The 26,798-nt window shown below is 43.3% G+C and carries 20 protein-coding genes; 5 read left to right on the top strand and 15 right to left on the bottom strand.

Annotated features, from left to right (window positions below; translation table 11 throughout):
- Positions 1-6: 6 nt before the first annotated feature.
- From LA303_RS01040 to polA, 6 genes are all read right to left on the bottom strand, one after another.
- Positions 7-3,075: a glycoside hydrolase family 3 N-terminal domain-containing protein gene (locus tag LA303_RS01040; protein WP_240526088.1), complete on the bottom strand. Its 3,069-nt coding sequence runs from the start codon at positions 3,073-3,075 to the stop codon at positions 7-9.
- A gap of 134 nt (positions 3,076-3,209) precedes the next feature.
- Positions 3,210-4,028, bottom strand: a complete 819-nt coding sequence (locus tag LA303_RS01035; protein WP_240526087.1) for an N-acetylmuramic acid 6-phosphate etherase — start codon at positions 4,026-4,028, stop codon at positions 3,210-3,212.
- Between the two features lie 163 nt (positions 4,029-4,191).
- Complete coding sequence (locus LA303_RS01030) at positions 4,192-4,704, bottom strand: SixA phosphatase family protein (RefSeq protein ID WP_240526086.1); 513 nt, start codon at positions 4,702-4,704, stop codon at positions 4,192-4,194.
- Between the two features lie 241 nt (positions 4,705-4,945).
- The gene (locus LA303_RS01025; protein ID WP_240526085.1) at positions 4,946-6,241 is read right to left on the bottom strand and encodes an OmpP1/FadL family transporter; all 1,296 of its coding nucleotides are present in this window, start codon (positions 6,239-6,241) and stop codon (positions 4,946-4,948) included.
- 473 nt (positions 6,242-6,714) lie between these two features.
- Positions 6,715-7,995, bottom strand: coding sequence for a serine hydroxymethyltransferase (glyA, locus tag LA303_RS01020; protein WP_240526084.1), 1,281 nt, complete (start codon positions 7,993-7,995; stop codon positions 6,715-6,717).
- Between the two features lie 160 nt (positions 7,996-8,155).
- Entirely contained in the window at positions 8,156-10,915 is a 2,760-nt protein-coding gene (polA, locus tag LA303_RS01015; RefSeq protein WP_240526083.1) for a DNA polymerase I, read from the bottom strand.
- 180 nt (positions 10,916-11,095) lie between these two features.
- Here polA and LA303_RS01010 point away from each other — a divergent pair, with 180 nt between their 5' ends.
- From LA303_RS01010 to LA303_RS01000, 3 genes are all read left to right on the top strand, one after another.
- The gene (locus LA303_RS01010) at positions 11,096-12,430 is read left to right on the top strand and encodes a PhoH family protein (RefSeq protein ID WP_240526082.1); all 1,335 of its coding nucleotides are present in this window, start codon (positions 11,096-11,098) and stop codon (positions 12,428-12,430) included.
- Between the two features lie 129 nt (positions 12,431-12,559).
- Complete coding sequence (locus LA303_RS01005) at positions 12,560-13,414, top strand: LytR/AlgR family response regulator transcription factor (RefSeq protein WP_240526081.1); 855 nt, start codon at positions 12,560-12,562, stop codon at positions 13,412-13,414.
- Between the two features lie 156 nt (positions 13,415-13,570).
- On the top strand, positions 13,571-14,728 hold the full coding sequence (locus LA303_RS01000; protein WP_240526080.1) for an NAD(P)H-dependent flavin oxidoreductase: 1,158 nt from the start codon (positions 13,571-13,573) through the stop codon (positions 14,726-14,728).
- A gap of 19 nt (positions 14,729-14,747) precedes the next feature.
- On the opposite strand, the gene mtnA is transcribed toward LA303_RS01000, so the two are convergent.
- The 5 genes from mtnA to LA303_RS00975 all read right to left on the bottom strand — a co-directional run bounded on the left by mtnA (position 14,748) and on the right by LA303_RS00975 (position 20,259).
- A complete protein-coding gene (gene mtnA / locus LA303_RS00995; protein ID WP_240526079.1) occupies positions 14,748-15,794 on the bottom strand; it encodes an S-methyl-5-thioribose-1-phosphate isomerase in 1,047 nt (348 codons plus the stop codon).
- Positions 15,795-15,797: 3 nt separating this feature from the next.
- The gene (locus tag LA303_RS00990; RefSeq protein ID WP_262901527.1) at positions 15,798-16,988 is read right to left on the bottom strand and encodes a M20 metallopeptidase family protein; all 1,191 of its coding nucleotides are present in this window, start codon (positions 16,986-16,988) and stop codon (positions 15,798-15,800) included.
- A 124-nt stretch (positions 16,989-17,112) separates the two neighbouring features.
- Entirely contained in the window at positions 17,113-18,237 is a 1,125-nt protein-coding gene (locus LA303_RS00985; protein WP_240526078.1) for a TlpA disulfide reductase family protein, read from the bottom strand.
- A 118-nt stretch (positions 18,238-18,355) separates the two neighbouring features.
- On the bottom strand, positions 18,356-19,306 hold the full coding sequence (locus tag LA303_RS00980) for a phosphoribosylaminoimidazolesuccinocarboxamide synthase (protein ID WP_240526077.1): 951 nt from the start codon (positions 19,304-19,306) through the stop codon (positions 18,356-18,358).
- Positions 19,303-20,259 (bottom strand): PhoH family protein, encoded by a 957-nt coding sequence (locus tag LA303_RS00975; protein ID WP_240526076.1) that lies wholly within the window; start codon positions 20,257-20,259, stop codon positions 19,303-19,305. Before LA303_RS00975 ends, LA303_RS00980 begins: the two co-directional genes overlap by 4 nt.
- A gap of 127 nt (positions 20,260-20,386) precedes the next feature.
- Here LA303_RS00975 and LA303_RS00970 point away from each other — a divergent pair, with 127 nt between their 5' ends.
- Positions 20,387-21,181 carry an SAM hydrolase/SAM-dependent halogenase family protein gene (locus LA303_RS00970; protein ID WP_240526075.1) on the top strand — a complete coding sequence of 265 codons (795 nt, stop codon included), beginning with the start codon at positions 20,387-20,389 and terminating at the stop codon, positions 21,179-21,181.
- On the opposite strand, the gene LA303_RS00965 is transcribed toward LA303_RS00970, so the two are convergent.
- The 4 genes from LA303_RS00965 to mrdA form a co-directional block, all read right to left on the bottom strand.
- Positions 21,156-21,743 (bottom strand): phosphatase PAP2 family protein, encoded by a 588-nt coding sequence (locus LA303_RS00965; protein ID WP_240526074.1) that lies wholly within the window; start codon positions 21,741-21,743, stop codon positions 21,156-21,158. The genes LA303_RS00970 and LA303_RS00965 overlap by 26 nt on opposite strands.
- Before the next feature lie 9 nt (positions 21,744-21,752).
- Positions 21,753-22,391 (bottom strand): energy transducer TonB, encoded by a 639-nt coding sequence (locus LA303_RS00960; protein ID WP_240526073.1) that lies wholly within the window; start codon positions 22,389-22,391, stop codon positions 21,753-21,755.
- Positions 22,392-22,681: 290 nt separating this feature from the next.
- Positions 22,682-23,944, bottom strand: coding sequence for a rod shape-determining protein RodA (gene rodA / locus LA303_RS00955; RefSeq protein ID WP_240526072.1), 1,263 nt, complete (start codon positions 23,942-23,944; stop codon positions 22,682-22,684).
- Positions 23,941-25,773: a penicillin-binding protein 2 gene (mrdA, locus tag LA303_RS00950; protein WP_240526071.1), complete on the bottom strand. Its 1,833-nt coding sequence runs from the start codon at positions 25,771-25,773 to the stop codon at positions 23,941-23,943. Before mrdA ends, rodA begins: the two co-directional genes overlap by 4 nt.
- A gap of 152 nt (positions 25,774-25,925) precedes the next feature.
- Between mrdA and lipA the strand changes: the two genes are divergently transcribed.
- Positions 25,926-26,789 (top strand): lipoyl synthase, encoded by an 864-nt coding sequence (lipA, locus tag LA303_RS00945; RefSeq protein WP_240527086.1) that lies wholly within the window; start codon positions 25,926-25,928, stop codon positions 26,787-26,789.
- Positions 26,790-26,798 lie beyond the last annotated feature (9 nt).

Below are 26,798 nucleotides of genomic sequence, written 5' to 3'. Positions count from 1 at the left end.
ACTGTTTCATTGTACAGCAACAGAAGGAGAAAAATAGGTCAAATCCCCTTTTTCCGGAACCTTGTTGTTGTTGCTCAGCCTTATTTTTTCCGGCAACATTTTTTCCTTTTTAATGGCATCGTATAAGGCTTGTTGAATGTTTGTCCGGATATTCAGCTGATAAATCTTATGGTTCAATCGCGTTGGATAAACCCGGTTAGAGAAAAAGATATACAACAATTTGGTCTTCGGATCCATCCATAAAAAAGTGCCGGTGTACCCCGAATGGCCAAAACTTTCCGGACTTACACTGCGGGCCGGATAAGCTTTGTTTTCAGGCAAAGTATCGTTTCCAAGTAACGGTTTATCAAAACCTAATCCGCGGCGGTTATCATTATCCGGATACTGACACTTTGTAAACTCCTTCATGGTCGTATCTGAAATATACTGAATGCCGCCATAAAACCCCATATTCAAATACATCTCGCCCAATTTGGCCAAATCGTTGGCTGTGCCAAACAATCCGGCATTTCCGGAAACTCCCCCCATCATCGCGGCTCCTTCGTCGTGTACATGACCATGAATAGCCACATGACGGAAAAAAGTATCTACCTCCGTAGGAACAATGCGTTGCAACGGATAATGACGATACGGATTAAAGGTGAGGTTATAAGCTCCCAATGGATGATAAAAAGTTGTTTTTAAATAGGTTTCAAAATCTTCACCGGTCAGGTTCTTGACAATCTGCGGCACCAGATAAAAGAACAACCCGGAATAACGATACTTTTTGACCGGAGAAACCGGTGATTTCTTGATTTCGCGATACATGGTTTTCCGGTAGTTTTTGTTCATGTATAAAGCCGGTGAAACCGGTACATCAAAGCGGGCAGAAGAATCACAGCGGAAAATGCGTTTTTTAAACTTCCCGTTTTTCTTCACCGTATATTTCCAATAAGGAATCCAGGGTTCCAATCCGGCCTGATGAGCCAGCACTTCACGAAGCGTCATTTTATTCTTGTTAGAATGTTTAAATGCCGGCCACAAATCAGCAATAGGAGCATCCAGTTGTATTTTTCCTTCATCGTACAGCTTCATGAGCGCCAACGTTGAAGCCGTTACTTTTGTGAGTGAGGCAAAATCGAACAAATCGCTTTTGCGTGTTTTTGTTCGTTTATAATAAGTGTGATAGCCATACGCTTTATGAAAAACCACGGCACCGTTGCGGGCAACCAGCACTTCGCAGCCCGGATAGGCTTTGGCTTTGATTCCTGACATGGCAATCGAATCCACCATCTTGTTCAGATAAGCACCATCCATACCTTCTTCTTCGGGCAGCGTGTAGGCCAGCCTTCCTAACGAAGGGGTCTTAATGCCGAAATGTATCGGAAATTTATCCAATCGTACCGGCAAAGTGCCGTGTGCACCAAAAGCGCCGAAAATAAGCTGGGCCGCCAGGTTCTGAAACAACGGACTGTCTTCGTAAGTCAGAACCAAACCATCGGCTTTTTCAATTCCCGGCAGCTTGTTTAACGAAAACGGATTGCCAAATACGGTAACAATGGTCCGATGGTTTTGGATTATCTTTTGCAAAAAAGCAGTCATTTCAGGTGTGATACCGAAATTCCGCTGCGGATACTGGCTCATGTGGGTAATTCCCACAATGACAAGGCTGTAATTTTTCAGCCGTTTTTGCCAGATACTATCCGGGGTCGTATCGTTTTTTGTCCAGTAAAAATTGGTTGTCCGGGTATATTTTGCCAGCATCTTTTGAAATTCCGTCGGTTGAGCACTCCCGATCATTAACGTAGCAATACGCTCCTTATCAAGATGTTGAACCGGAAGAATTTGATTATTGTCGCGCAAAACCGTGAGGGAGGCCCGAATCAGTTTCCGGTTGAGCACCCGGGCTTCCGGACGGTTCAAATCCTGAATCATACCAACGGTATCCACCGGTTTCCAATGGTTTAATCCGGCCCAGTATTTGGCTGCCAGCACCTTTTTTACCCGCCGGTCAATTTCTTGCCAGGTAAGTTGTTTACGGGCAATGGCTTTTCTGATTTTTTTAATGGCCAGGGGCACATCCTGAACAAATTCCAGCACATCATTTCCGGCAATCATGGCTTTGGCATCGGCCTGGCCGGCAGGAAAATACTTGGTTACCCCTTTCATGTTCATGGCATCCGAAATCACCAGCCCTTTAAAACCGAGACTGTCTTTTAAAACACCGGTAACGATTTTTTTGGACAGGGAAGAAGGCAGGTTAGGGGTAGAATCAAGAGCCGGCACATACAAATGCGCAGACATAACTGCTCCCACGCCGGCATGAATCATCTGCCGGAAAGGATAAAGTTCGAGCGTATCTAACCGGGTGCGGCAGAAAGGAACCACCGGCAGGGTTTTGTGCGAATCTTTGCTGACATCGCCATGACCCGGAAAATGCTTGGCCGTAGCCAAAACGTTTTCATCCTGTAATCCTTTCATGTAAGCAATTCCTTTGACAGCTACTGCTTTTTTATCCATCCCGAACGACCGGAAATTGATTACCGGATTATTGGGATTGTTATTGATATCCACTACCGGAGCCAGGTTCATCTGTACACCAACGCGCCGGAGTTCACGCCCGATTTCCCGTCCCATTTCGTAAATCAGTGTGTCGTTACCCACCGCGCCAAGCGCCATCTGATAAGGAAAATGAATGGTGTGTTTCAACCGCATGGCCAGTCCCCATTCGGCATCCATGGCAATCAGCAACGGCACTTTCGATTGCGACTGGTAAAAATTCGTCAGCGAGGCCTGCTTTTGAGGGGTTCCCTGAAAAAAGATTAACCCGCCAATCTTGTATTTACGGATTAAATCGGTAATGGCTACCTCATGTTGAATACCCCGATTGGAATAGGCTGCCACAAAAATTAGCTGGGCAATCTTCTCATTTTTATTCAGTGTGTTAAAAACCGAATCGACCCAGTGGTTGGCCAAATCGTTTTGAAAAGGCGGAATTGCGGAATCGGTATTGTTTTGTGCAAAAGCATTCATACCGGAAAAACAAAGCAACAGAAAAGCTGCCATAGCCGGTCCGAAAAATTTTTTAAACATCATTTCTTTTTATTTTGCGGTTTTACTACCATTTCGGTTGATCAATTATTTTGGGTTCATCGTACCTTGTTCAAAAAAATCAAAAGCCCGATAACAGAATTTTTTCTTCCCACTTCCTTCTTCCCGCTTCTCTCAAATTACTTGTTTTTCAACGAGTCCAAAACAGCCCGAACCGAACCGTACAACAGCAAAAGCCGTTTGGCTTCAGCAGGTTCCAGTCCGGTTTCTTCCACAATCATCCGGGTACCACGTTCCACCAGTTTCTGATTGGTAAGCTGCATATCCACCATTTTATTTCCCTTCACCCGTCCGAGCCGGATCATGGTTCCGGTAGTAATCATGTTCAACACCAACTTGGCACTGGTTCCCGATTTCATGCGGGTACTTCCGGTAATAAATTCCGGTCCGACAATCACTTCGATGGGAATATCCACAGCCGCTGCCAGTTTTGTTCCGGGATTATTGGTAATACAGGCCGTCAGCAAACCTTCTTTGCGGGCACGGGTTACGCCGCCAATCACATACGGTGTTCGTCCGGACGCAGCAATACCCACTACGGTATCTTTGGCTGTCGGGTGATAGGGTTCCATATCTTTCCACGATTGGTCGGGGTCGTCTTCGGCCGATTCTACCGCCTTGCGGATGGCCGTATCGCCACCGGCAATCAGGCCGATAACCAAATCGTACGGAGCTCCGAAAGTGGGAGGAATCTCAGAAGCATCCAAAATTCCCAAACGGCCGCTGGTGCCGGCACCAAGATAAAAAAGCCGCCCGCCCGATTTAATCCGTTCGGTGAGCGCAATCACCAGTTTTTCGATTTGCGGAATTTGTTTTTTTACTGCCAGCGGAACCGTCTGGTCTTCTTTATTCATGGTTTCCAAAATCTGCCTGACCGGCCACTGGTCAATGTTATCATACAGAGAAGGTGATTCGGTAATGTTTTGAAATTTCTTCATACAATTTGCTGTTTTTGAGGCTGCCACCTGCTTTGCAAGTGCAAACTTATTTAAAAATCGAACTTATAGTAAATGGTTTCAACCGGTTATTAAGAATTTTAACAAATTTACCGGATAAGGTTAGAAATATGAAATACTGCCGGACGGGATAAATGGCCAACGGTTAAAATTTTTTCTTTTTCAACATTTTTGGAGTGATGATAAATTCCACAGTGGAATTTGCAAGAGACAGCTCTTCCCACCGGTTGGTATCAAACCGAACGGCCGCCACCGCAGAAGTCGGCAGATTATGTATTTGCCGGGAATATTCCAAAAATTCGTTGACCCATTCGGTAAAACCGGGATTGTGTCCTACCATCATCACGCTATTCACTGCGTCGGGGAGCTCGAACAGAAGCGCTTCCGCTTCTTCCGGCCCGGCACCGTACAAGGCGCGGGTAGTTTCGATCTTCTCTACCGGAAAACCGATTCCTTCTGCCAGCAAACGAGCTGTTTCATACGCTCTTGTAGCGGTACTGCTGATAATTTTATCAGGAAAAACATTCCGTGATTTCAGCCAGGCCGCCACTTTCCGGGTTCGTTGAATACCTACAGGCAACAATTCGCGATCGTGATCAGAAGCCGATAAATCGTCCCACGACGATTTAGCATGACGGACAATGTACAGTGTTTTCATGAATTTCCGGTTTTCCAATGATACTGAACAAATGTAATCAGAAAATTCCAGTATTTAAACGAATCTTTCCATTCTTTAACGGCCAAACTGTTTATTTATACCGATTGAAAATCAAAATGCGCTAATAGTGCATTTTAAAATACAATTGACAATATTTCTGTTTTCGCAGAAAACAACAGCTATAAAAAAGGCTGTCTGAAAAAATCAGACAGCCTTTTAATTGAACAAAAATTTATTATCGTTAATCGAAAGTATAGCTAAATCCAAACATTACCATATTGGTCGTCATGTCATAAGACACATCGGAACCCGGTATTGCTCCATAAGGATTGGTAGAAGAAACCATTGACGGATTTAACAACGGACCGGAAGTTTTTCCGGAACTTGTTCCATGATGAAATGCTGCATTAATGGTAATATGTTTGTTGACAATATATCCAAAACCAAACTGAAAGGCATTTTTAACTACAGCCGGAGCCTCTACAGAATACATTGCCACATCGCTATCAATAGGATTGTCGTTATAGGTATAACCGAACCGGAAAGGTAATTTATTGATCAGTTTCAACTGCAATCCCACAGACAGAACGCTAATGTTTTTCCAGCCAAAACCGGCAACAGCTCCGGTTTCTGTCCATCCGGTATTTTCAAAACCATCCGTATTTTCATAAAAGATTCTTCTGTAATCCAGTGCAAAATCAAATTTATCGGTAGAATATCCCACACCGACAGAAAAAATAGACGGAAAGTTCATTTTGAATTTATTTTCAGGAGCCGGAGAACCATCCAGATAAGTATTTGAGAAAGTCAAATCACTGAAATATTGTTCTGTTTTGTAAGAAACCCCCATTTTAAATCCGAAATCCGAACGGTAAAACACTCCAATCTGTCCGCCAAATCCGAAAGCAGAAGCATTATCAGAATTGGGATATCCCAAAGTCTGGCTGGGAGAAGCCAGCGGGTTCGGATTTACTTTTAAAGAAGCATAATCGATGGTGGGCTCAATACCGACGGAGAAGTTGTCCGAAATCTGATACGCATAAGTAAAACCTACCTGCAACAGCATGTAATTGGATTCCAAACGGCCAAAGCCGCCCATGCTTTGCGGAAAGTTGATCGGATTGGTCGTGCTTTCCGGAAAAGTAACGCCAAAACCACTGACACCGAAAACAGAAACACCAAAAGTATGTTTGCTGTTTTCTTTTCCGAATACCATGGCCAAAGCCGGCAAAGGAGAAATTCCTTTGTCATCTTCTGTAGAACCACTGATATAAGTTCCGGTTTGTGTCGGAACTGTAGAATAGATCGTAGGGGAAGAAGCCATTAACCCCACATCAAAAGAGATGATTTTATGGTTAAAAACCGAAATAGAAGCCGGATTCCATTGTAAAGCCCCTTCGATATCCAAAGGCTGTCCGGTAGAAGCTCCACCCATAGACATGTTAAAAGCTCCTATTCCCTGCATCAGATGACCGGTTTGTGCAAAAGCAAAACTCGTTGTCATCGCCAATAAAATGAATAATATTTTCCTTTTCATAACAAATAATTTAAATATATAATTTTTAAATACGAGTACAATGTTAGAGAATATATTTCGCACGGAAGGGTCTTATCGTCACAATAAAATGTGATTTTTATCACATCTAGCCAAACTCGATTTAAAACACAACCAGTTGTAATAAAATGATTTATGAAGCTATAAAGAAAGGATTAAAATAACTTTTTTTACGAATAGGGCTGTATTCAGATTCAATCTGTGAAAAATTTATCAACCAATGAAAAATTTAAATCCTAAATCATCAAACAAATTTCTTTTGATTAACCTGCCTTCAATACAGCAAAATAATGGGGTGAATTTTTTATAACAATTAAATATCAAAATGCATTTTTGGTTTATTTCAATCCGAAAAGGACTTCCGTATTTGTCTGGTATCTTTTCAAAAAGCCACAAAAAAACAGGCACACATAAAATGTATGCCTGTTTAATCTTTTTCTATTTCCGGATTCTGCTTAATAAGCAAACAACGGAAAATCGGCCATCATTTCGTTCACCCGTTTTTTCACACCGGCTAAAACGGTTTCGTCTTCAATATTGCTGATGACTTCGTCAATCATCTCCACAATGGGTTCCATGTGTTCTTCTTTGAGTCCGCGGGTAGTAATGGCCGGAGTTCCCACGCGCAGGCCGCTGGTTTTAAACGGCGAGCGGCTGTCGAACGGAACCATGTTTTTATTCACGGTGATATCGGCTCTGACAAGGGTGTTTTCCACCTGTTTTCCGGTAATTTCAGGGAATTTACTCCGCAAATCGATCAGCATCAAATGATTGTCGGTACCACCGGAAATTACATGATATCCTCTGTCGATAAAAGCTTTAGCCATTACCTGGGCATTTTTCTTCACTTGTAAAGTATATTCAAAATAGCTGTCGGTAAGTGCTTCACCAAAAGCCACCGCTTTAGCCGCAATAACATGTTCGAGCGGACCACCTTGAATACCCGGGAAAACTGCTGAATTAAGTACAGCCGACATCATTTTGGTAACTCCTTTGGGTGTTTTCAATCCCCACGGGTTTTCAAAATCTTCGCCCATCAAAATCATGCCGCCACGCGGACCACGCAGGGTTTTATGGGTAGTGGTAGTTACAATGTGGCAATATTCTATCGGGTCGTTCAACAGACCTTTGGCAATCAACCCGGCAGGGTGAGCAATGTCAGCCATCAGGATAGCGCCCACTTCGTCGGCGATGGCACGCATACGTTCATAATCCCAGTCGCGCGAGTAAGCCGAAGCACCGGCAATAATCAACTTGGGTTTTTCTTTTTTGGCAATGGCTTCCATTTCGTCATAATCTACCATGCCGGTATCTTCTTTTACTTTGTAGGCTACCGGACGGTATAAAATTCCCGAAGAGTTAACGTGCGAGCCGTGCGACAGGTGACCACCGTGCGACAGGTCGAGACCCATAAAAGTATCGCCGGGTTTCAGGCAAGCCATCAGCACAGCCATGTTAGCCTGGGCACCCGAATGGGGTTGTACATTGGCATATTCGGCATTAAAAAGTTCGCGGGCACGGTCGATGGCAATCTGTTCAGACTGGTCCACCACTTCGCAACCGCCATAATAACGTTTTCCGGGATACCCCTCGGCATATTTATTGGTCATTACCGAACCCATGGCCTCGAGTACCTGGTCACTTACAAAGTTTTCGGAAGCAATCAGCTCGATGCCGTGCATTTGGCGTTCTTTTTCCTGTTTTATCAGGTCGAATATTTTTTGGTCTCTTTCCATGGTAATATTTTTAAATCGTTGTGGCAAAATCAGGTAACAAAAATAACACTTTTTGTACGACCGGCCGGTAAGGGTTTTTCGTATTTTAAAACCGGACAAAACATTTCAAAAAAGCATTTTTTACCATCCGGATGAACTCAGGAATAAGCCGAACCGAAAACTAATGTGCTTCAAGCCAATTGTTTCCGGTGTTAATATCCACGATAACCGGAACATCCAGCGGCAAGGCATTTTTCATTTTGTCTTCCACCAGCTGTTTAAGCATTTCCACTTCTTCTTTATGGGCATCAAAAACCAGTTCGTCATGTACTTGCAGAATCATTTTCGACTTCATCTGTTTTTTCTGCATTTCATCGAAGATACGAATCATGGCGATCTTGATCATATCAGCCGAAGAACCCTGAACAGGGGCATTAATAGCATTTCGTTCGGCATAAGACCGTACTACGCTATTGGCTGAATTGATGTCTTTGAGGTAACGGCGACGGCCAAGGATGGTTTCTACATAGCCATGTTCACGGGCAAAAGCAATGGTATTATCCATATATTGCCGGATGCCGGGATACTTCTCGAAATAATTTTTGATTATTTCGGCCGCTTCGCGGCGCGGAATTTTCAACCGTTCGGAAAGACCAAAGGCCGAGATGCCATAAATAATACCAAAATTCACTGTTTTGGCATGACGCCGCATCTCGCGGGTAACCTGATCTACCGGCACACCATACACCCGTGCAGCCGTGGCGGTATGAATATCCAACCCTTTACGAAAAGCCTCCATCATGCCCTCATCACGACTCAAATGAGCAATGATACGCAATTCGATTTGTGAATAATCGGCGGCCAGTAAAATATATTCTTTGTTCCGCGGTACAAATGCTTTGCGGATCTCCCGCCCACGTTCGGTACGGATAGGAATATTCTGCAAATTAGGATTGTTCGAACTCAGCCGTCCCGTAGCAGCTACTGCCTGGTTGTACGAAGTATGTATGCGGCCATCGCGCTGGGATACCAGCTTGGGCAAAGCATCCACATAAGTCGATTTGAGCTTGGTCAGCGAACGGTATTCCAATATTTTTTCCGCAATGGGATGTCGATAAGCCAATTTGGTAAGCACATCTTCGCTGGTGGAATACTGACCGGTTTTGGTTTTTTTCGGCTTTCCGGAAAGCTGAAGCCGGTCAAAAAGCACTTCGCCCAGTTGTTTGGGCGATGCAATATTAAATTCCATACCGGCCATTTCATAAATCTCTTTTTCCATCAAAGCAATTTCAATGGTCAGTTCTTCACTAAACCGGGCGAGCGTTTCTGTATCCAGTTTCACGCCTTCGGCTTCCATGGATGCCAGCACGGGCACCAGCGGCATTTCGGTTTCAAAAAACAACTTTTCGGTTCCGGTTTCTTTCAATTTCGGTTCCAAAACTTTACGAAGCTGCCAGGTAATATCGGCATCTTCAGCGGCATATTCTTTAATTTCTTCCAACGGAACATCACGCATGCTGCCTTGCTTTTTCCCCTTTTTCCCAATCAGGCTCTCAATGGAAACCGGTTTGTAATTCAGGTAGGTTTCAGCCAGATAATCCATATTATGCCGACGGTCGGGTTCCAGCAGATAATGGGCAATCATGGTATCGAAAAGCGGTCCCTTTACCACAATATCATACCAACGTAAAATAGAAATGTCAAACTTGATGTTTTGTCCTGTTTTTTCAATCTTTTCGTTTTCAAGCACCTCTTTAAAAACCGCCAATTGCTGTGTAGCCCGGTGATAATTATCGGATAACGGTACATAGTAGGCTTCGTGTGCTTTCCACGAAAAGGAAATACCCACAATTTCGGCTTTGTCGGGATCCAAGCCTGTGGTTTCGGTGTCAAAACAAAAGGCTTTTTGTTTTTTCAGTTCACCGGCCAGCATCCGGGCTTTTTCGGGGGTATCAATTAAATGATAAGTATGCGGTGTTGTGTGGATCGTTTTGATTTCGACTTCTTCAGAAACGGGAAAAAGCTCTCCTTGCTCATAATTTCCCTGAGGTTGTTGCAAAGATAGCCAGGTAAAAAAGCGTTTGGCAAATGTGCGGAATTCCAGTTCTTCAAAAAGTTTTTTGAGTGCTTCGTGATCCGGAGCCCCCATTTTGAGTTTTTCCGGCTCAAAAGGCAACGGTACATCGGTAAGGATAGTGGCCAGTTGTTTGGACTGCAGTGCCTGGTCGGCATACTTTTCCAGGTTTTCGCGTAGTTTTCCTTTGAGTTGATGTGTGTTTTTCAGCAGGTTTTCAATGGAACCGAACTGTGCAATGAGTTTGGCAGCCGTTTTTTCGCCAATGCCCGGTACACCGGGAATATTATCCACCGCATCGCCCCACAATCCAAGAATATCAATGAACTGTTCGGGACGTTCTATTCCGTACCGCTCACAAACTTCTTTCGGCCCCCATATTTCGGCCGGTTTCCCATTACGTGAAGGTTTATACATAAAGATTTTATCTGATACCAATTGTCCGAAATCTTTATCGGGAGTCATCATATAAGTGATAAAACCTTTTTTCTCCGCTTTTTTGGCCAGTGTTCCGATAATATCATCAGCTTCGTAACCATCGAGCAACAATACCGGAATGTTCAGGGCATCCAGGAGTTCTTTCACATAAGGAATGGCCGCGGCCAGGTCTTCGGGCATTTTCTCGCGATTGGCTTTGTATTCGGCAAAGTCTTCGTGCCGTTGTGTAGGCGCCATGGTATCAAAAGCCACGCCGATATGGGTGGGATTTTCATGTTTTAAAATCTCCAGCAACGTATTGGCAAAACCCAGAATCGCTGAAGTGTTCAATCCTTTAGAGTTAATTTGCGGATTGCGGCTCATGGCAAAATAAGCCCGATAAATCAATGCCATGGCATCCAGCAGAAACAGTTTTTTTTCGTTCTCCATCTTTTTTTTCGATTGGGAAACAAAGGTACGGAAAAAGAAACAGAAAGGTTTTAACCCCTTTATAACCTAAAAACCGTTGTCAACTTCAATTTGTTAGAAACTCTGAAACGACAAAATAAAAAAGAGATCTTTTCCCGTTATTTTTAAGGCAAAGAAGCCTTTTTATATAAAACCCATCTTATGGCCGGAAAAAAATCTGAAAAGAAAATCTTTGTACTGGACACCTCCGTTATTCTCTACAATCACAATGCCATCAACAATTTCGAAGACAATGACGTGGCAATTCCCATTACTGTTTTGGAAGAACTGGATAATTTTAAAAAAGGAAATGACACCAAAAATTTTGAAGCCCGTGAGTTCATCCGGTTTTTGGACAGTATTTCCGGAAAACTGACCATGACCAACTGGCGACGATTAAACGGTCCGGAAAAAGGAAAGTTCCGGGTAATTATGAACGAACAAAGCCGGAAAGATGCCCGGAAAGTTTTTGGTGAAGACAAAGCCGACCATCGCATTCTGAATGCAGCTTTAAAACTGAAAGAAGATCATCCCGACCGGAAAGTAATTCTGGTAAGCAAAGACATTAACCTGCGGCTGAAAGCCAAGGCCATGAACCTTCCGGCCGAAGATTTTGAAACCGGGAAAATCAAAAATATCAATACCCTTTATACCGGAAAAGAAAAACTGGAAAATGTTCAGCCGGAGATCATCGACAAGCTGTATTCCGAAGGGTTTTGCGCTATGGATGAATTGAACATCGCCCGTCCATATCCTAACCATTATTTTATCCTGAAAAGTGATAAAGCTTCTGCTCTGGCATTTTACAATCCGGTAACCGGCCGGATTGAACGAGTTGCCAAACAATCGGTTTCACGGATTATGCCGCGTAATGCCGAACAGGTTTTTGCTTTGCACGCCATACTGAATCCGGAAATAAAACTGGTAACCCTTCAGGGAGTGGCCGGTACCGGAAAAACCCTGCTGGCTTTGGCCGGCGCCTGGGAACAACGGCGTCATTTTAAACAAATCTATCTGGCACGTCCCATTGTGCCGCTCAGCAACAAAGATATCGGCTATCTGCCGGGCGATGTCCATTCAAAAATCAATCCGTACATGGAACCGCTGTGGGACAACCTGAAATATATTCAAAACCAGTTTGGCGAACAGGACAAAGAATACCGCCGCATTAACGATGCCATCGAATCGGAAAAACTGATGATCACCCCGCTGGCTTACATCCGGGGCCGCAGTATTTCCAACGTGATTTTTATTGTGGACGAAGCCCAAAACCTGACGCCGCACGAAATTAAAACCATCATTACCCGCGCCGGCGAAAACACTAAAATCATCTTTACCGGCGATATTTATCAAATTGACACGCCGTATCTCGACTCGCAGTCGAACGGTCTTTCCGTATTGATCGACCGGCTGAAACAAAGTGCCATTTATGCCCACATCCGGCTGGAAAAAGGCGAACGTTCAGAATTGGCCAACCTGGCCAACAATCTGTTGTGATACTTTTAAACCTGCGGTATTACCGTCAAATAATAAATCTGTATTTTTGTTTTGTAGCTGTTTTGTTCAACGAGCTTTTCTTTTTCTACTTTTGCAACGAATAACCTAACCGGTTTAAAATATATATTCATGGCAAAGTGGTTCGAATTTCTGAAAAAGTCCTACCCTTTTAATGATGATTTAAAGCAAAATACAAAGCTTATTTTTGTCATTAGCCTGATATTGTTTTTGTTGTTTTATCTCTTCCAGCCATTTGATATTAAAGCATTAAACACACAGGAAAAATATTCTTTGATCGGTGGATTAATTGTGGTTATTTTTCTCGGACTTAGTGTAAACCTGTTGCTTATCCCTGCTTTTTTGTCTGACACCCGCCTATTTCAGAGATGGACCGTATTGAAAGAGATTTTCTGGAACCTTTGGATTATTTTTACTATTGCCTCTGCTTCTTTTGTCTATTTTCAACTGATTGGATATTTCAGTTTCAGCTTTTACATTTTGGTAAAAATATTAATTATAAGTGCCATTCCGGTCAGTATTCTGGTTCCGTATAACCGTACCCGTTTATTGAGGCTTCATTTGCAATCGGCATTGGAACTGAACCGTTATCTTGAAGAAAAAGCCAAACCTTCGCCGAAAGTAATTCATTTAAAATCGGATTATGAAAAAGATGATTTTTCGGTAGATGTTAACCAGCTTTTGTACATACGTTCGGCCAACAACTACATCGAAGTTTTTTGGCAAGACCGCGATAAAACACGCTCGCGGCTGGTACGCTGTACTTTAAAACGTGCAGAGGAAGCCAGTAAAGAGTACCCTTTTATTTTCCGGTGTCATCGCGCTTTTCTTGTTAACATCAATCAAATCAAACGGTTAGAAGGCAATTCCCAGGGATATGTACTTTACGTGGGCGAAGAGGAACATGCCTTGTCGGTCTCCCGGAAATATATTGTGCCTTTTAAAGAAATATTTTATCAGGTTTGATTTTTTTCCGGAAAAGCTTCTTGTCATTCATCCCTGTATTTACATTTTTATCCCTAAACTGGTTTTCCGTCCCTAATTTGCTTTGTTTAAACCCTAAAAAAATGTACCGGTTGCCTATGCCCTTAGTTTTGCTAAAAAATAAAAAGCAGGTTATTTATGAATGGATTACAAATAGGAGACCTCAGCGCAAAACTTCCGATTATACAAGGCGGAATGGGGGTAGCTGTTTCTTTATCCGGTCTGGCTTCGGCTGTCGCCAATGAAGGGGGAATCGGAATTATTTCATCGGCCAGTATTGGCATGCTGATGCCCGATTTTTCAAAAAATTTCAGAAATGCCAATCAGATGGCGTTGCGTGAAGAGATCAGAAAAGCCAGAGAAAAAACCGATGGTATTATTGGTGTAAACATTATGGTGGCTTTGTCGGATTACGAGGATCATTTGACCGTGGCTGTCGAAGAAAAAGCGGATCTGATCATCTCAGGAGCCGGACTTCCGATACGCATGCCCGATAGTGTTATTAAAGATAAAAAAGAGGAAAACAGAACAAAGTTTCTCCCCATTGTTTCTTCCGGAAAAGCGGCCGGACTGATTTTTCGTTATTGGGAAACACATTACGGCGTTATTCCGGATGCGGTAGTGGTAGAAGGACCGAAAGCCGGAGGACATCTGGGTTATAAAAAACAACAAATCGTTCATCCGGATTATTTACTGGAAAACATTTTACCTTCTGTAATCGCAGCACTTAAGCCTTTTGAATTGCGATTTGGAAGAGAAATCCCTGTTATTGCAGCCGGCGGAATTTATACGGGGGCCGATATGTTTCGGCTGATGAAACTCGGAGCCCGCGGGGTACAGATTGGAACACGGCTTGTTCCTACTTTTGAATGTGATGCTTCGGTTGCTTTTAAAGAAGCTTATGTAAACAGTACACCGGAAGACATTGTCTTAATCGATAGTCCGGTCGGCTTGCCGGGCAGGGCTATTAACAACAAATTTTTGCAGGACGTTGCGGCCGGAAAAAGAAATCCGGTGAACTGTCCCTGGAAATGTCTGAAAACCTGTGATTATAAAAAAGCCCCTTACTGTATCTCGCTGGCACTGATTAATGCGGCTAAAGGAAAGTTGAAAAATGGTTTTGTTTTTGCCGGAAGTAATGCTTACAAAACGGAAAAAATACAATCGGTAAAAGCTGTTTTACACGAAATGATAACAGAATATGAAAATTTTCGCCTGGCAGAAAATACCAGAAAACTTCAAAATACAGTAAAACATTTTTACAGAAAAAAAACAGAAGAGGTCGTTTTGTCTTAAAAGAGGCTGGCCAGCTATTTTAGCTTTCCATTAATTTTTGGATAGACAATTTATCGGCTTTTACGATTCCCTTTTCGGTGATAATGCCGGTAATGTATTGGGCTGGCGTAACATCAAAAGCCGGATTAAAAGCTCCTGAGCCGGGAGAGCATACCCGTATTTTGACTCTGTTTCCATTGTCGTCGACCCCGGTTTGAAACAATACTTCGTCCTGCGAACGTTTTTCGATAGGTATTTCCTTACCGGTATTACATTCCATATCGAATGTAGATGTCGGAGCTGCTATATAAAACGGAACACCAAATTCTTTGGCCAGAATGGCCCGGTCGAGGGTTCCGATTTTGTTGGCTGTATCGCCGTTGGAGGCAATACGGTCGGCTCCGGTGATCACCACATCAATTTTTCCCTGAGCCATCAATGTGGCAGCAGCATTATCCGGAATAATCACATGAGGAACGTCGGCGTTTTTCAGTTCCCATGCCGTAAGTCGCCCACCCTGGGCACGCGGACGGGTTTCATCCACATACACAAAAACTTTTTTCCCCTGTTCATGGGCAAGATACACCGGTGCCAGCGCAGTACCGTAATCCACAAAAGCCAGCCAGCCGGCATTACAATGGGTTAAAATATTGGTTTTTTCGCCAAAGAGCGTGCTGCCAAAAACGCCGATGGCTTTAGAGTTTTCTTCGTCTTCGCGAGCTACAGCAAAGGCTTCTTCCACTGCTTTTTCCGTGTGTTCCAGTCCGGCACGATACACCCGATCCACAGCATAAAACAGATTTCTGGCCGTGGGTCTTGTATTTTCAATATCGCTCCGGGCTTCACGGATCATTTTCAGCCGTTCTTTGGTATTGATGGTCAGAAAAGCCTGGGCCATGGCAAAACCGGCTGCTGCCCCGATGGCTCCCGCTCCGCGTACAACCATATCAGTAATGGCAATGCAGGTATCCCAATAGGTTTTACATTCGTGAATTTTAAACTGAAACGGCAACAGGTTTTGCTGAATCATAAAAACGGAAGTTCCTTCCATCCATACTGTCTTGTATGTTTTGCCTTCCACTTTCATGATTTATCCGTTCAGTTGTGACAGTGTTTCCCACACCAGCAATCCGGTACCGGTTTCCAGACTTTTTTCATCCACATCAAAACGGGGATGATGCAATCCGGCTGTAATTCCTTTTTTTTCATTCCGCGTGCCTAAACGATAAAAGCAGGAGGGAACAGCCTGGGCAAAATAGCCAAAATCTTCTGCCGTCATCCGGATGTCAAGATCCACCACATTCTCTTTTCCAAGAAATTCTTCTGCTGCTTTTTGAGCCCGCACGGTTACTTCCGGATCATTTTCCACAAAAGGATATCCCTTATCAATAACCACTTCACAAGAACATCCGTGAGCCTGTGCAATGGCTTCTGCTTTTTGGATAATAAGCCGATGAGCCGTTTTTCTCCACTCTTCGTCAAAAGTGCGAAAAGTACCATGAACCAATACTTCCGACGGAATTACGTTGGTCGCTCCGTCTGCTTTTACTGCTCCAAATGATAAAACACAAGGAATATCAGGTGGTGTTTTCCGGCTGACCACCGTTTGCAATGATACCAGGATTTCAGCCATAGCCAGCACCGGATCGTCAATTTGGTCAGGCATGGCGGCATGTCCGCCTTTTCCGCGAATGGTCAGATGAATCTCGTCGGTGGAAGCCATATAACGCCCCTGGCGAAATCCTACCTTTCCGGTTTCCAAATCAGGATAAACATGCTGTCCCAGCATGATGTTCACCGCAGGATTTTCCAAAACTCCGGCTTTGATCATTTGCACAGCACCTCCAGGCAGTTTTTCTTCGGCCGGCTGAAAAAGGAATTTAACCGAACCTTCAAAAAATTCTCTCCGGTCATTCAATATTTTAAGCGCACCCAACAAACAAGTCGTATGCACATCATGACCACAGGCATGCATCACCCCTTTGTTCTGCGACTTATACTCTACCGGGGACATCTCTTCAATGGGCAGAGCATCGATATCCGCCCGGAGAGCAACCACTTTTTTACCGGGATTTTTTCCTTTTATCACCCCTACAATTCCGTATCCGGCCACACCGGTTTGATGGGAAATTCCCCATGATGCTAACTTTTGCGAAATCCAGGCTGCTGTTTCTTTCTCCTGAAAACTAAGCTCAGGATGGGCATGCAAATGACGGCGCATCCGGACTAACTCATCAGAAAATGCTGATACCGCTAATTTTATTTCTTGAATGGAAATCACTGTATATCGGTTTATGGCAAAGTTAAAATTATTTGAACAACTTTTGTGACGATCCGCTTTTACGCTAAAAACAAAAAAACCCACCTTTTCAGGCAGGTTTTTTTGAAGATTAAACGATAAAGTCTTATTTCAGAAGGTTCTTCAGGGTATCGACCAAAGCCTGTCCACGAAGATTTTCTGCAACGATTTTTCCATCAGGACCAATCAGTACATTATGCGGAATGGATTGAACACCATATAATTTACCGGCTTCAGAGCTCCAGAATTTCAAGTCGGAAACCTGGGGCCAGGTCAAGCCGTCTTTTTTAATGGCTGCTACCCATTTATCATGATCTTTATCAAAAGAAACACCAAAAACAGTAAATCCTTTATCTTTAAATTCGTTATACGCTTTTACCACATTGGGATTCTCGGCACGGCAAGGCATACACCATGAAGCCCAAAAATCAACCAATGTATATTTGTGTGTTTTCACCACCGAAGAGAGGGAAATTGGTTTTCCGTCAGGATTATTCAGGGTAAAATCAACATACGGCTGTCCTACGGCTACCCGTTTTAATGTGGCCACCCGTTTTTTCAGATATTGATAATATTCATTGTTTTTCATGCTGGCAGCATCCAGTGAATTTACGGCTTCTTCAAGTTGTTTCAATGACAAACCGTAAGAGTTACTCATAATGATATAAGGCGAAACAACGCTTTTGTTGTGTCTTTTAACATATCCGAGCATATAATCCACGCGGTCTTTTTCAATCTGATTATACTGGTCTTCCAAATCCTTCATGGTTTTTTCATCCTTACGTATGCGGGCCTGGCTGTATTTCATTCCGAGAACCCTTTCTTTCTCCATGAATTTTTTGGTGGAATCGGCATAAGCATCAAAAGCAGTCTGGGCTTTGGAACCTTTGATTACCGGGTGACGCAGGTTACGCAAACTGGCATCCACTGTAATGTTACTGTTTTCAACCCAAACCGGGATGTAAGCCATAAACTTTTTGATAGTCAGGTAATAAAGTTCGGGTTGATCAACATGCCCTTTAAACACGCCTTGTCCGTTTTTGAGTATGATCGAATCTTTTTTGATCCACTTTCCATCCTTACGTTTTTGCATAATAACCTTCACGTTTTGTTTCAGGTCTTTAATGTGCATGGTAATGGTGTACTGATCTCCCTTGGGGGTATTTTGGCAGGAAGCAAAAATCAGTAAAGCCAAAGATAAAAGTCCGACTGTTTGAATGATTTTCCGCATGATATACAAAATTTTAATATTAAAATGTAATGAATTGCAAAGCTAAACAATTGATGGAGATATTTGTTGTTTTAACAAAATTTAAATCAACCGGTAAGCCTCCGGTTTAACATGATTTTCAGGAAGAGGCCAGAAAATGGAGAACATTTTTTTCAATCCGTGCCAAAACGTTATCTGAAGTGGCTTTTTGAAATTTTTCGCCGGTAATTTTCTCGTATAATTCAATATACCGTTCTGAAATACTTTCCACCAACTCATCGGTCATTTCCGGAACTTTTTGTCCGGATTGTCCTTGAAAACCGTTTTCCATCAGCCATTCACGGACAAATTCTTTGGAAAGCTGGCGTTGTGGCAGTCCTTTTTTGAAATTCTCTTCATACCCGTCAGCGTAAAAATAACGCGAAGAGTCGGGGGTATGGATTTCATCAATCAGATAGATTTTCCCGTCGGCTTTGCCAAATTCGTATTTCGTATCTACCAAAATCAACCCTTTTTCGGCAGCCATCCGGCTTCCGCGTTCAAAAAGAGCGCGGGTGTACTTCTCAAGCAAAGCATAATCTTCTTCCGAAACCAGTCCTTGCCGGATAATTTCTTCTTTTGAGATGTCTTCGTCATGCCCTTCTTCGGCTTTGGTTGTCGGAGTAATTATAGGCTCGGGAAAGCGCTGATGTTCTTTCATTCCGTCCGGGATAGGTACGCCGCAAATTTCACGAGCCCCCTTTTTATAACTGCGCCAGGAGCTTCCGGTCAGATAACCACGAATGATCATTTCCACCGGAAAAGGTTTACAGTATCGTCCTACGGTAACCATCGGATCGGGAGTAGCCAGTTTCCAGTTAGGAACAATATCAGCCGTAGCATCTAAAAATTTAGCAGCTATCTGATTTAACACCTGGCCTTTGTACGGAATACCCCGGGGTAATACCACATCAAAAGCCGAAATCCGGTCGGTGGCAATCATGACCAGATAGCGGTCGTCAATATTATACACATCACGTACTTTACCGTGATAAACATTTTTTTGTCCGGGAAACCGAAAATCGGTCCGGGTAATGGCTTGGGAAATCATTTTTTTGGGTTTTCGATTTTTTGATATGCGTTAACTATTTTGGTTACCAGTTTATTTCTGACAATATCTTTTTCGTTGAGATAAATAAAATCAATGCCTTTAATTCCTTTTAAAATTTGCTGGGCTTGTAACAGTCCGGAATTTTTATGCCGGGGCAAATCAATTTGGGTAACATCGCCGGTAATGATAAACTTGGAATTTTTACCCATGCGGGTTAAGAACATTTTCAGCTGGCTTTCGGAAGCATTCTGCGCTTCATCAAGGATGGCAAAGACATTGCCCAAAGTGCGGCCACGCATGTAGGCCAAGGGAGCAATTTCAATGGTTTCGTCTTCAAGATACGATAACAGTTTTTGCGTAGGCAGCATATCGCGCAGCGCATCATACAACGGTTGTAAATACGGATCCAGCTTATCTTTCATGTCGCCGGGCAAAAACCCCAGGCTTTCGCCGGCTTCCACCGCCGGACGGGTGAGAATAATCCGTTTTACTTCTTTGTTTTTTAATGCCCTGACCGCAAGCGCCACGGCAGTATATGTTTTTCCTGTTCCGGCCGGACCAATAGCAAAAAGCATATCGTTTTTATCCATGCTCTCCACCATTTTTTTCTGATTTGCCGTTTGGGCTTTCACCAGTTTTCCATGACGACCATATACCAGCACATCTTCCCGACGCGTATGTTCACGCGTTAAGCTGTCGTCATCCTGCTCCATAATCTGTTCCACGGCTTTTTCGGTAATCTTGCCAAACCGGTCAAAATAAACCAGCAATAATTCCAGCCGTTTTTCAAAAACACCGATCTCGGCCGGTTCTCCGATAAGTTTGATCAGATTTCCACGAACAACAATTTTAAGTTTGGGAAAAATAGCCTTGATGTGATTGAGATATTTGTCTCCCGGGCCAAAAAATTCTACCGGATTATCGGTATCTATCTGAATGATACTTTCGCTCATGTGCTAAAGTCAGAAAAAAAAGATGCTTTGTTGCGGTTTCAAAATTATTAAAAATAACCGGACAGACTTATCTGAATTTCCTTAATTTTGAAAAGTTATTTACACGATTAATATCCGTACAATCAGCATGGCAATCATTACTTTGTTAAGTGACTGGGGTGATACCGACTACTATGTGGCAGCGGTAAAGGGACGTATTTTACAAGATTTGCCCAACGCAACGATTGTGGACATTACGCACAAAATACCGCATTTCAATACACGTGAAGCGGCATACGTACTGCGTCATGCTTATCATCATTTTCCGAAAGGAACCATTCATATTATCGGAGTAAATACAGAAGAAAGTTTGGAAGAACCTCATCTGGCTGTACTTTACGACGGTCATTATTTTATCGGTGCTGATAATGGTATTTTTTCCCTGATCTTTGAAAAAGAAAAAAAACCGGAGAAAGTTTATTCCATAGAGATTCCACAAGACAGCGAAAAATATACCTTTTCGGGATTACACCGTTTTGCCAAAGCAGCTGTTCTGCTGGCACAGGGCGAGAACATCGAAACACTGGGAGCTCCTTACCCGTCGCTACAACAAAAACTGGATTACGAGCCTTCGTTTAACCATTCCGGAATCAGAGGGATGGTTATTCATATTGACCCTTACAATAATGCCATTACCAACATTTCCCGTGAACTTTTTGAACGTATTATAGGGAAAAAGCCATTTACCATTTATTTTAAAGGCTACAGCTGCGAAGAAATCGGCGAGAGTTATGCCGATGCCGGTGGTGAAGCAAACCATGTTTGTCTGTTTGGCAGTAACGACTTGCTGGAAATAGCATTAAAAAATGCGGAGGCCGCATCTTTGATGGGATTACAGGTAAATGACCCGGTGATTATTAATATTCTGCCCGACCAGATTTAAACTCTAACCGGTTATCCACCAATTGATAAAGCCGGAAAATGAGCCATCCGGTAAAAAAGCCGAAAATCGCTCCGCCAATAACGTCGCCCGGATAATGCACGCCCAGATAAACCCTGCTGTAGATCACAAGCAAAGCCCAAATCCATAATAACCACTTGACATACGGACGCGATGTTTTAAAAAATCCGGTAAGAAAAGCCAAAACCGAAAAGCTGTTGGCTGCATGAGAAGAAACAAATCCGTATTGGCCACCACAGAATTTTACCATATGTAAAAGGCCTTCCAGCGAAGGTTCGTGGCAAGGACGCAATCGCATAAAAACGTTTTTAAAAGCATGTACCGACAATTGATCCGAAGCAGTAATCGTCAATGCAATAAAAACCAACGTTAAAAACCCGTACCACTTTTTCTCTTTAAAAATCCAATACAACAACAAAGCATACAACGGCACCCAAAGAAGAATGCCACTGACCGACAACATCAACGCATCGAAAAAAGGAGAATGATGCCCGTTAATAAACAGTAAAACAGCAACATCAAGATGTTGTAAAAATTCTAACATGAATTTTGGTTATTTCTTTTTTTTCTTCTTCCCGGAAAGCGCCATGGCCTTTTTCATCATGTCGTAATATTCATCATTAAACGGATTTCGCCGGATAAGAATTTCAATATAGGTACGGGCTTTTTTCCCTTTTTTCTTGGCTAACGCTTCTTTGGCCTTTTGATAATAGTAACTGTCGCTGTTACAAACATATCCGGGGTTTTTACCGACCAGGGTAATCACCGGATCCAGCGTATCGGTTTTGGTCCCTTCCATGGTAAACTGAATCGGTACAGAAAAGCGGGTGTATTTATTATCCCGGCATTTATTCCAGTGCCCATTGGTGGATTCCATAAATTTCTGTATTTCCTGATCCAAACCAAAATGAAGAGCATTTTTAATCTTAACATCCTTTAAATTTCCATCACAATCTACCTGAAACGAAAGGACCACAATGCCGATGATACAGTTCTCACGGGCCATATCGGTATATTTTACCGTTTGCAAAAACATCCGTTCAAAAGTGTAAAACCCGCCCCGGAAACGATAATCCAACAAATCATGGGTTTGACGATTCCTGGTTTTGGCTACATTAGCCAGTTCCTGACCATTAGACACTGCTGCAAAAAGCAGAAAGCCCAACAACATACCAAAAACTTTTTTCTGCATAATGGCTGTCTTTTAAAATACGGGGTAAAAATACATAAAAAATTACCTGTAAAAACCTGCTCTCTTTGCTGTATCGCGGAACAGACAAAGAAAGTACTATTATGAATTTAAACGAAAACTGTTGGTTCACCTGTTTTTTATCGCCGGAAACAAGCGATCATAAACCGGCAAAAATTGCTGTTGATGCCTGAATAGATGTTATATAAAACGAAAAATATCCTGTATTCGGTTTTTCTGAACCATCACATGATATGCAAAAAATAATCGCCCACCGAAAAGGCGAACAGAAATCAATACAACACATTCATCCGGTTAGCATCCTGCTTAATAAAAATAAACAGCAAAATAGTAAAAGACCACAACGAAGAGCCGCCATAACTAAAGAAAGGCAACGGAATACCTACTACCGGAAAAAGTCCGATGGTCATGGCCAGGTTTACCGTAAAATGAAAAAACAAAATGGATGCTACGCCATATCCGTAAATCCGGCTGAATGCCGACCGCTGATGTTCAGCGCGCAGGATAATCCGGATAAGCATCGCCAAAAAAAGCGCAATGAGAAAAAGCGAACCTAAAAAACCCCGCTCTTCACCTACGGTACAAAAGATGAAATCGGTACTTTGTTCCGGAACAAAGTGGTTATGTGTCAACATTCCTTTCAGGAATCCTTTTCCGGTAAGACCACCCGAACCAATAGCAATTTTAGCCTGATTGACATTATATCCTGCTCCGTGCGGATCTTCTTTCATTCCCAGCATAATCTGGATACGAATCCGCTGATGCGGCTCCAAAACATGCTGAAAAGCATAATCCACCATAGATACAAAAGCCAAAGAAAGAATCAGTCCGGCAGCTAACACTTTCCAGTTACGGCGGAACACCCGGAATAAAAGAAACAGCAACACCACAAAACCAGCCAGTCCGGCTGCCACATAAAGCTCACCAAATTTTATGGTGATAATAAACAATGCCCCCAGAATCAACCCCAGTGCCGGAATCCAACCAGGAAGACCTTCCCGGTACAATACCAAAATAAACGAAAAGTAAACCAGTGCCGAACCGGTATCGTTTTGCATTAAAATCAAAAAGGCCGGAAAAAAAATGATGGCTGCCGCCATTACCCGGGTTTTTAACTGCCGCATATCGGTTTGCAGCCGGCTTAGGTATTTTGCCAACGCTAACGCCGTGGCAAATTTGGCAAACTCTGAAGGTTGTAGCGCAAAACTGCCAATCTGAAACCACGACCGGGAACCGGCTACCGTTTTTCCGAACAGCAGCACCGCCAACAGGCTGAGCATGACCAGGAAATAAAAAACATACGCAAAAGAGGAGAAAAACTTGGCATCAATAATCAGAATAACAAAAGCCAGAAACAGGGCCAGTCCAATCCAAACCAACTGTTTCCCGTAACGTTGTGAAAAATCAAAGATAGACGATTTGTCTCCGGTTTCAGAGGCAGAATAAATACTCAACCAGCCGTAAACCACCAGTCCGAGATAAAGCAACACCAGGAACCAGTCGATATTTTTCCAGAAATTTTCGCGGTGCCTCATGGTTTTTTTACTTTTTGGTTATGAATCAGGTCACCGTCTAATATTCTTTTTTCGAGCCGGGGGCGTTTGGTTTTTCCACGCAGGTAATGTTCCATCATTAAACTGGCAATGGGAGCTGCCCAGGTTGACCCGAAACCGGCATTTTCAACCACCACGGCAATGGCTATTTTCGGATGCTTATACGGTGCAAAAGCCATAAAAATAGAATGGTCTTTCCCATGCGGATTTTGTACCGTACCGGTTTTTCCGGCTTGCGTAATGCTGTCCATTTGATAAAAACGGGCCGTACCCTCCGGGCCGGAAAAAACCTCTTCCATGGCCTGACGGGCTACTTTAAAATATTTCGGATTGATGGCTACCCGGTATTTCTTTTTATATTTCCCCGAAAGAGTATCATCGCCCGACATGCCAATCAGAAAATGAGGTTTTACATAATAACCGCTGTTGGCAATAATAGCCGCCAGATTGGCAAGCTGTACCGGAGTCACCAGAATTTCTCCTTGACCGATACTCAACGAGCGAATGGTCAGTGCATTCCAGCTGCCATGATACACTTTGTTGTAATATGCCCGGGTAGGAATATTTCCGGGTTTTTCGAACGGAATATCCGTGTTGAACTTGTGTCCGAAACCAAAACTGATAACCTTTTTATACCAGGCATCGTAAGCGTCGTGTGTATTGGAAAAATGCGGATCATCAATGATGGCCCTGAAGGTTTTCCAAAAATAAGAGTTACAAGACAATTCGATAGCCAGTTTCATTCGCAGAGGCGAAACATGATTATGCGAACAGGCAATGGGCTTGGAAGCGGTTCCCTGACAGGTAAACAAAGTATTCGGCGTAACCACATGCTCCTGCAAGCCAATCAGGGCCTGAACCAGTTTAAAAGTAGAACCCGGCGGATAAGTTCCGGACGAAGCCCGGTTCAGCAGAGGTTTCAGGCTGTCGTGCAAAAGTTTCAGGTAATTGGCCGAACGTTCACGCCCGACCAACAAGTTGGGATCATACTCCGGACTGCTTATAAAAGCCAGAATCTCACCGGTTTGCGGAACCAACGCCACAATACTTCCTTTTTTGTTCTTCATGAGCCGTTGTCCATAAGCCTGCAAATCCTCATCCAGGCTCAGGGTAAGATCGGCACCCGGAACAGCCAGCGTATCATACCTTCCGTTCTGAAAACTTCCTTTCACATTATTGTGCACATCCACTTCCACCAGCCGCGAACCTTTTTTCCCGCGGAGTTCTTTTTCGTAAAACCACTCAATACCCGATTTACCGATATAATCGCCTTGACGGTAATACGGATCACGCCGGATATCCGCCGGACTTACTTCGCCCACACTGCCCAAAACATGAGCCGCCACAGGATGTGGATAATGACGCAGTGTACGGGTCTGAAAATAAAATCCCGGAAACTCGTACATCACCTCCTCAATAGGACCTTTCTCTTTCTTCGAAAGCTGTTTAAGAAAAATAGACGGTTTGTAATACGAATAGTGTTTGGCTTTTTTCATTTGCCGGATAAAAAAATCCTTGCTGATCTGAAGCAACCGGCAAAATTTGGCCGTATCCATTTTTTTTACCTGGCGGGGAATCACCATCAGATCATACACCGCATCGTTATACACCAACAAACGATGATGCCGGTCATAAATACGGCCACGGGCCGGATATTCCACCACCCGGCGCAAAGCAATATCCCGCGCAGAAAGTTTATACTGGTTGGTATAAACCTGCAAATAAAAAAGACGCACAGCAAAAATGACAGCCACCAAAACAAAAGCGGCTATAATCACATATTTCCTTGCTGAATAATCTTTCCTGTACATGAAATTTGGTGAGAAATATTTTTGAGATCCCCTTGGCAAAAGTAGAAAATTTAAAGGCTATGGAAGAACACCACGACAAAAAATCAGACGATTTTATTTTTTTCGGTACGGCATGTGGTTTTGTTATAAATTTGCGCTTTCAACAACAAAAGATGAATACTTCGGACACCATACTTCGCAAACCCGACTGGTTAAAGATAAAAATCCCTTCCGGAAAAGAGTATCTTTCTGTAAAAGAAATCGTTGAGAGGAACAAACTGCATACGATCTGTACCAGTGGCCACTGTCCGAACATGCACGAATGCTGGGGCCGTGGTACAGCAACACTGATGATTCTGGGTGATATTTGTACCCGCTCCTGCAAATTCTGTAATGTAAAAACCGGAAAACCCTTACCCGTTGACCACGATGAGCCCCGAAGAGTGGCTGAATCGGTAAAACGGATGAAATTAAAACATGTAGTACTCACTTCGGTTGACCGCGATGACCTGCCGGATGGGGGCGCTGCCATTTGGGCCGAAACCGTGCGGAAGATCAAAGAACAAAACCCGGAAACAACCATAGAAACCCTGATTCCCGATTTTGACGGCCACGAAGAACTGATTCAACAGGTTATTGATGCCGGTCCGGAAGTTATTTCTCATAACCTGGAAACCGTGCGGCGTCTTACGCCCGAAACCCGCAGCCGGGCAAAATACGACCGGAGTTTACAAGTCCTTCAATACATTGCCGGAAAAGGTGTTGTAGCCAAATCAGGAATCATGGCCGGGTTAGGCGAAACCCCGGAAGAAGTTTTTGAATTGATGGATGACCTGTTGGACGCCGGTGTTTCGGTACTTACCATCGGACAGTATCTGCAACCGACAAAGAAACATTTGCCGGTAAAAGAATATGTCACGCCCGAACAATTTGAAATTTACCGCAAAACAGGACTGAAAAAAGGTTTCCGGTATGTGGAAAGCAGCCCGTTGGTCAGATCGTCATATCATGCTGAAAAACATATATCAGCCCGTTAAAATTTGTAA

The sequence above is a fragment of the Candidatus Sulfidibacterium hydrothermale genome (assembly GCF_020149915.1).
In the GTDB taxonomy this organism is placed as follows: Bacteria; Bacteroidota; Bacteroidia; order Bacteroidales; family F082; genus Sulfidibacterium; species Sulfidibacterium hydrothermale.
This window is presented reverse-complemented; position numbering and strand designations above follow the sequence as displayed.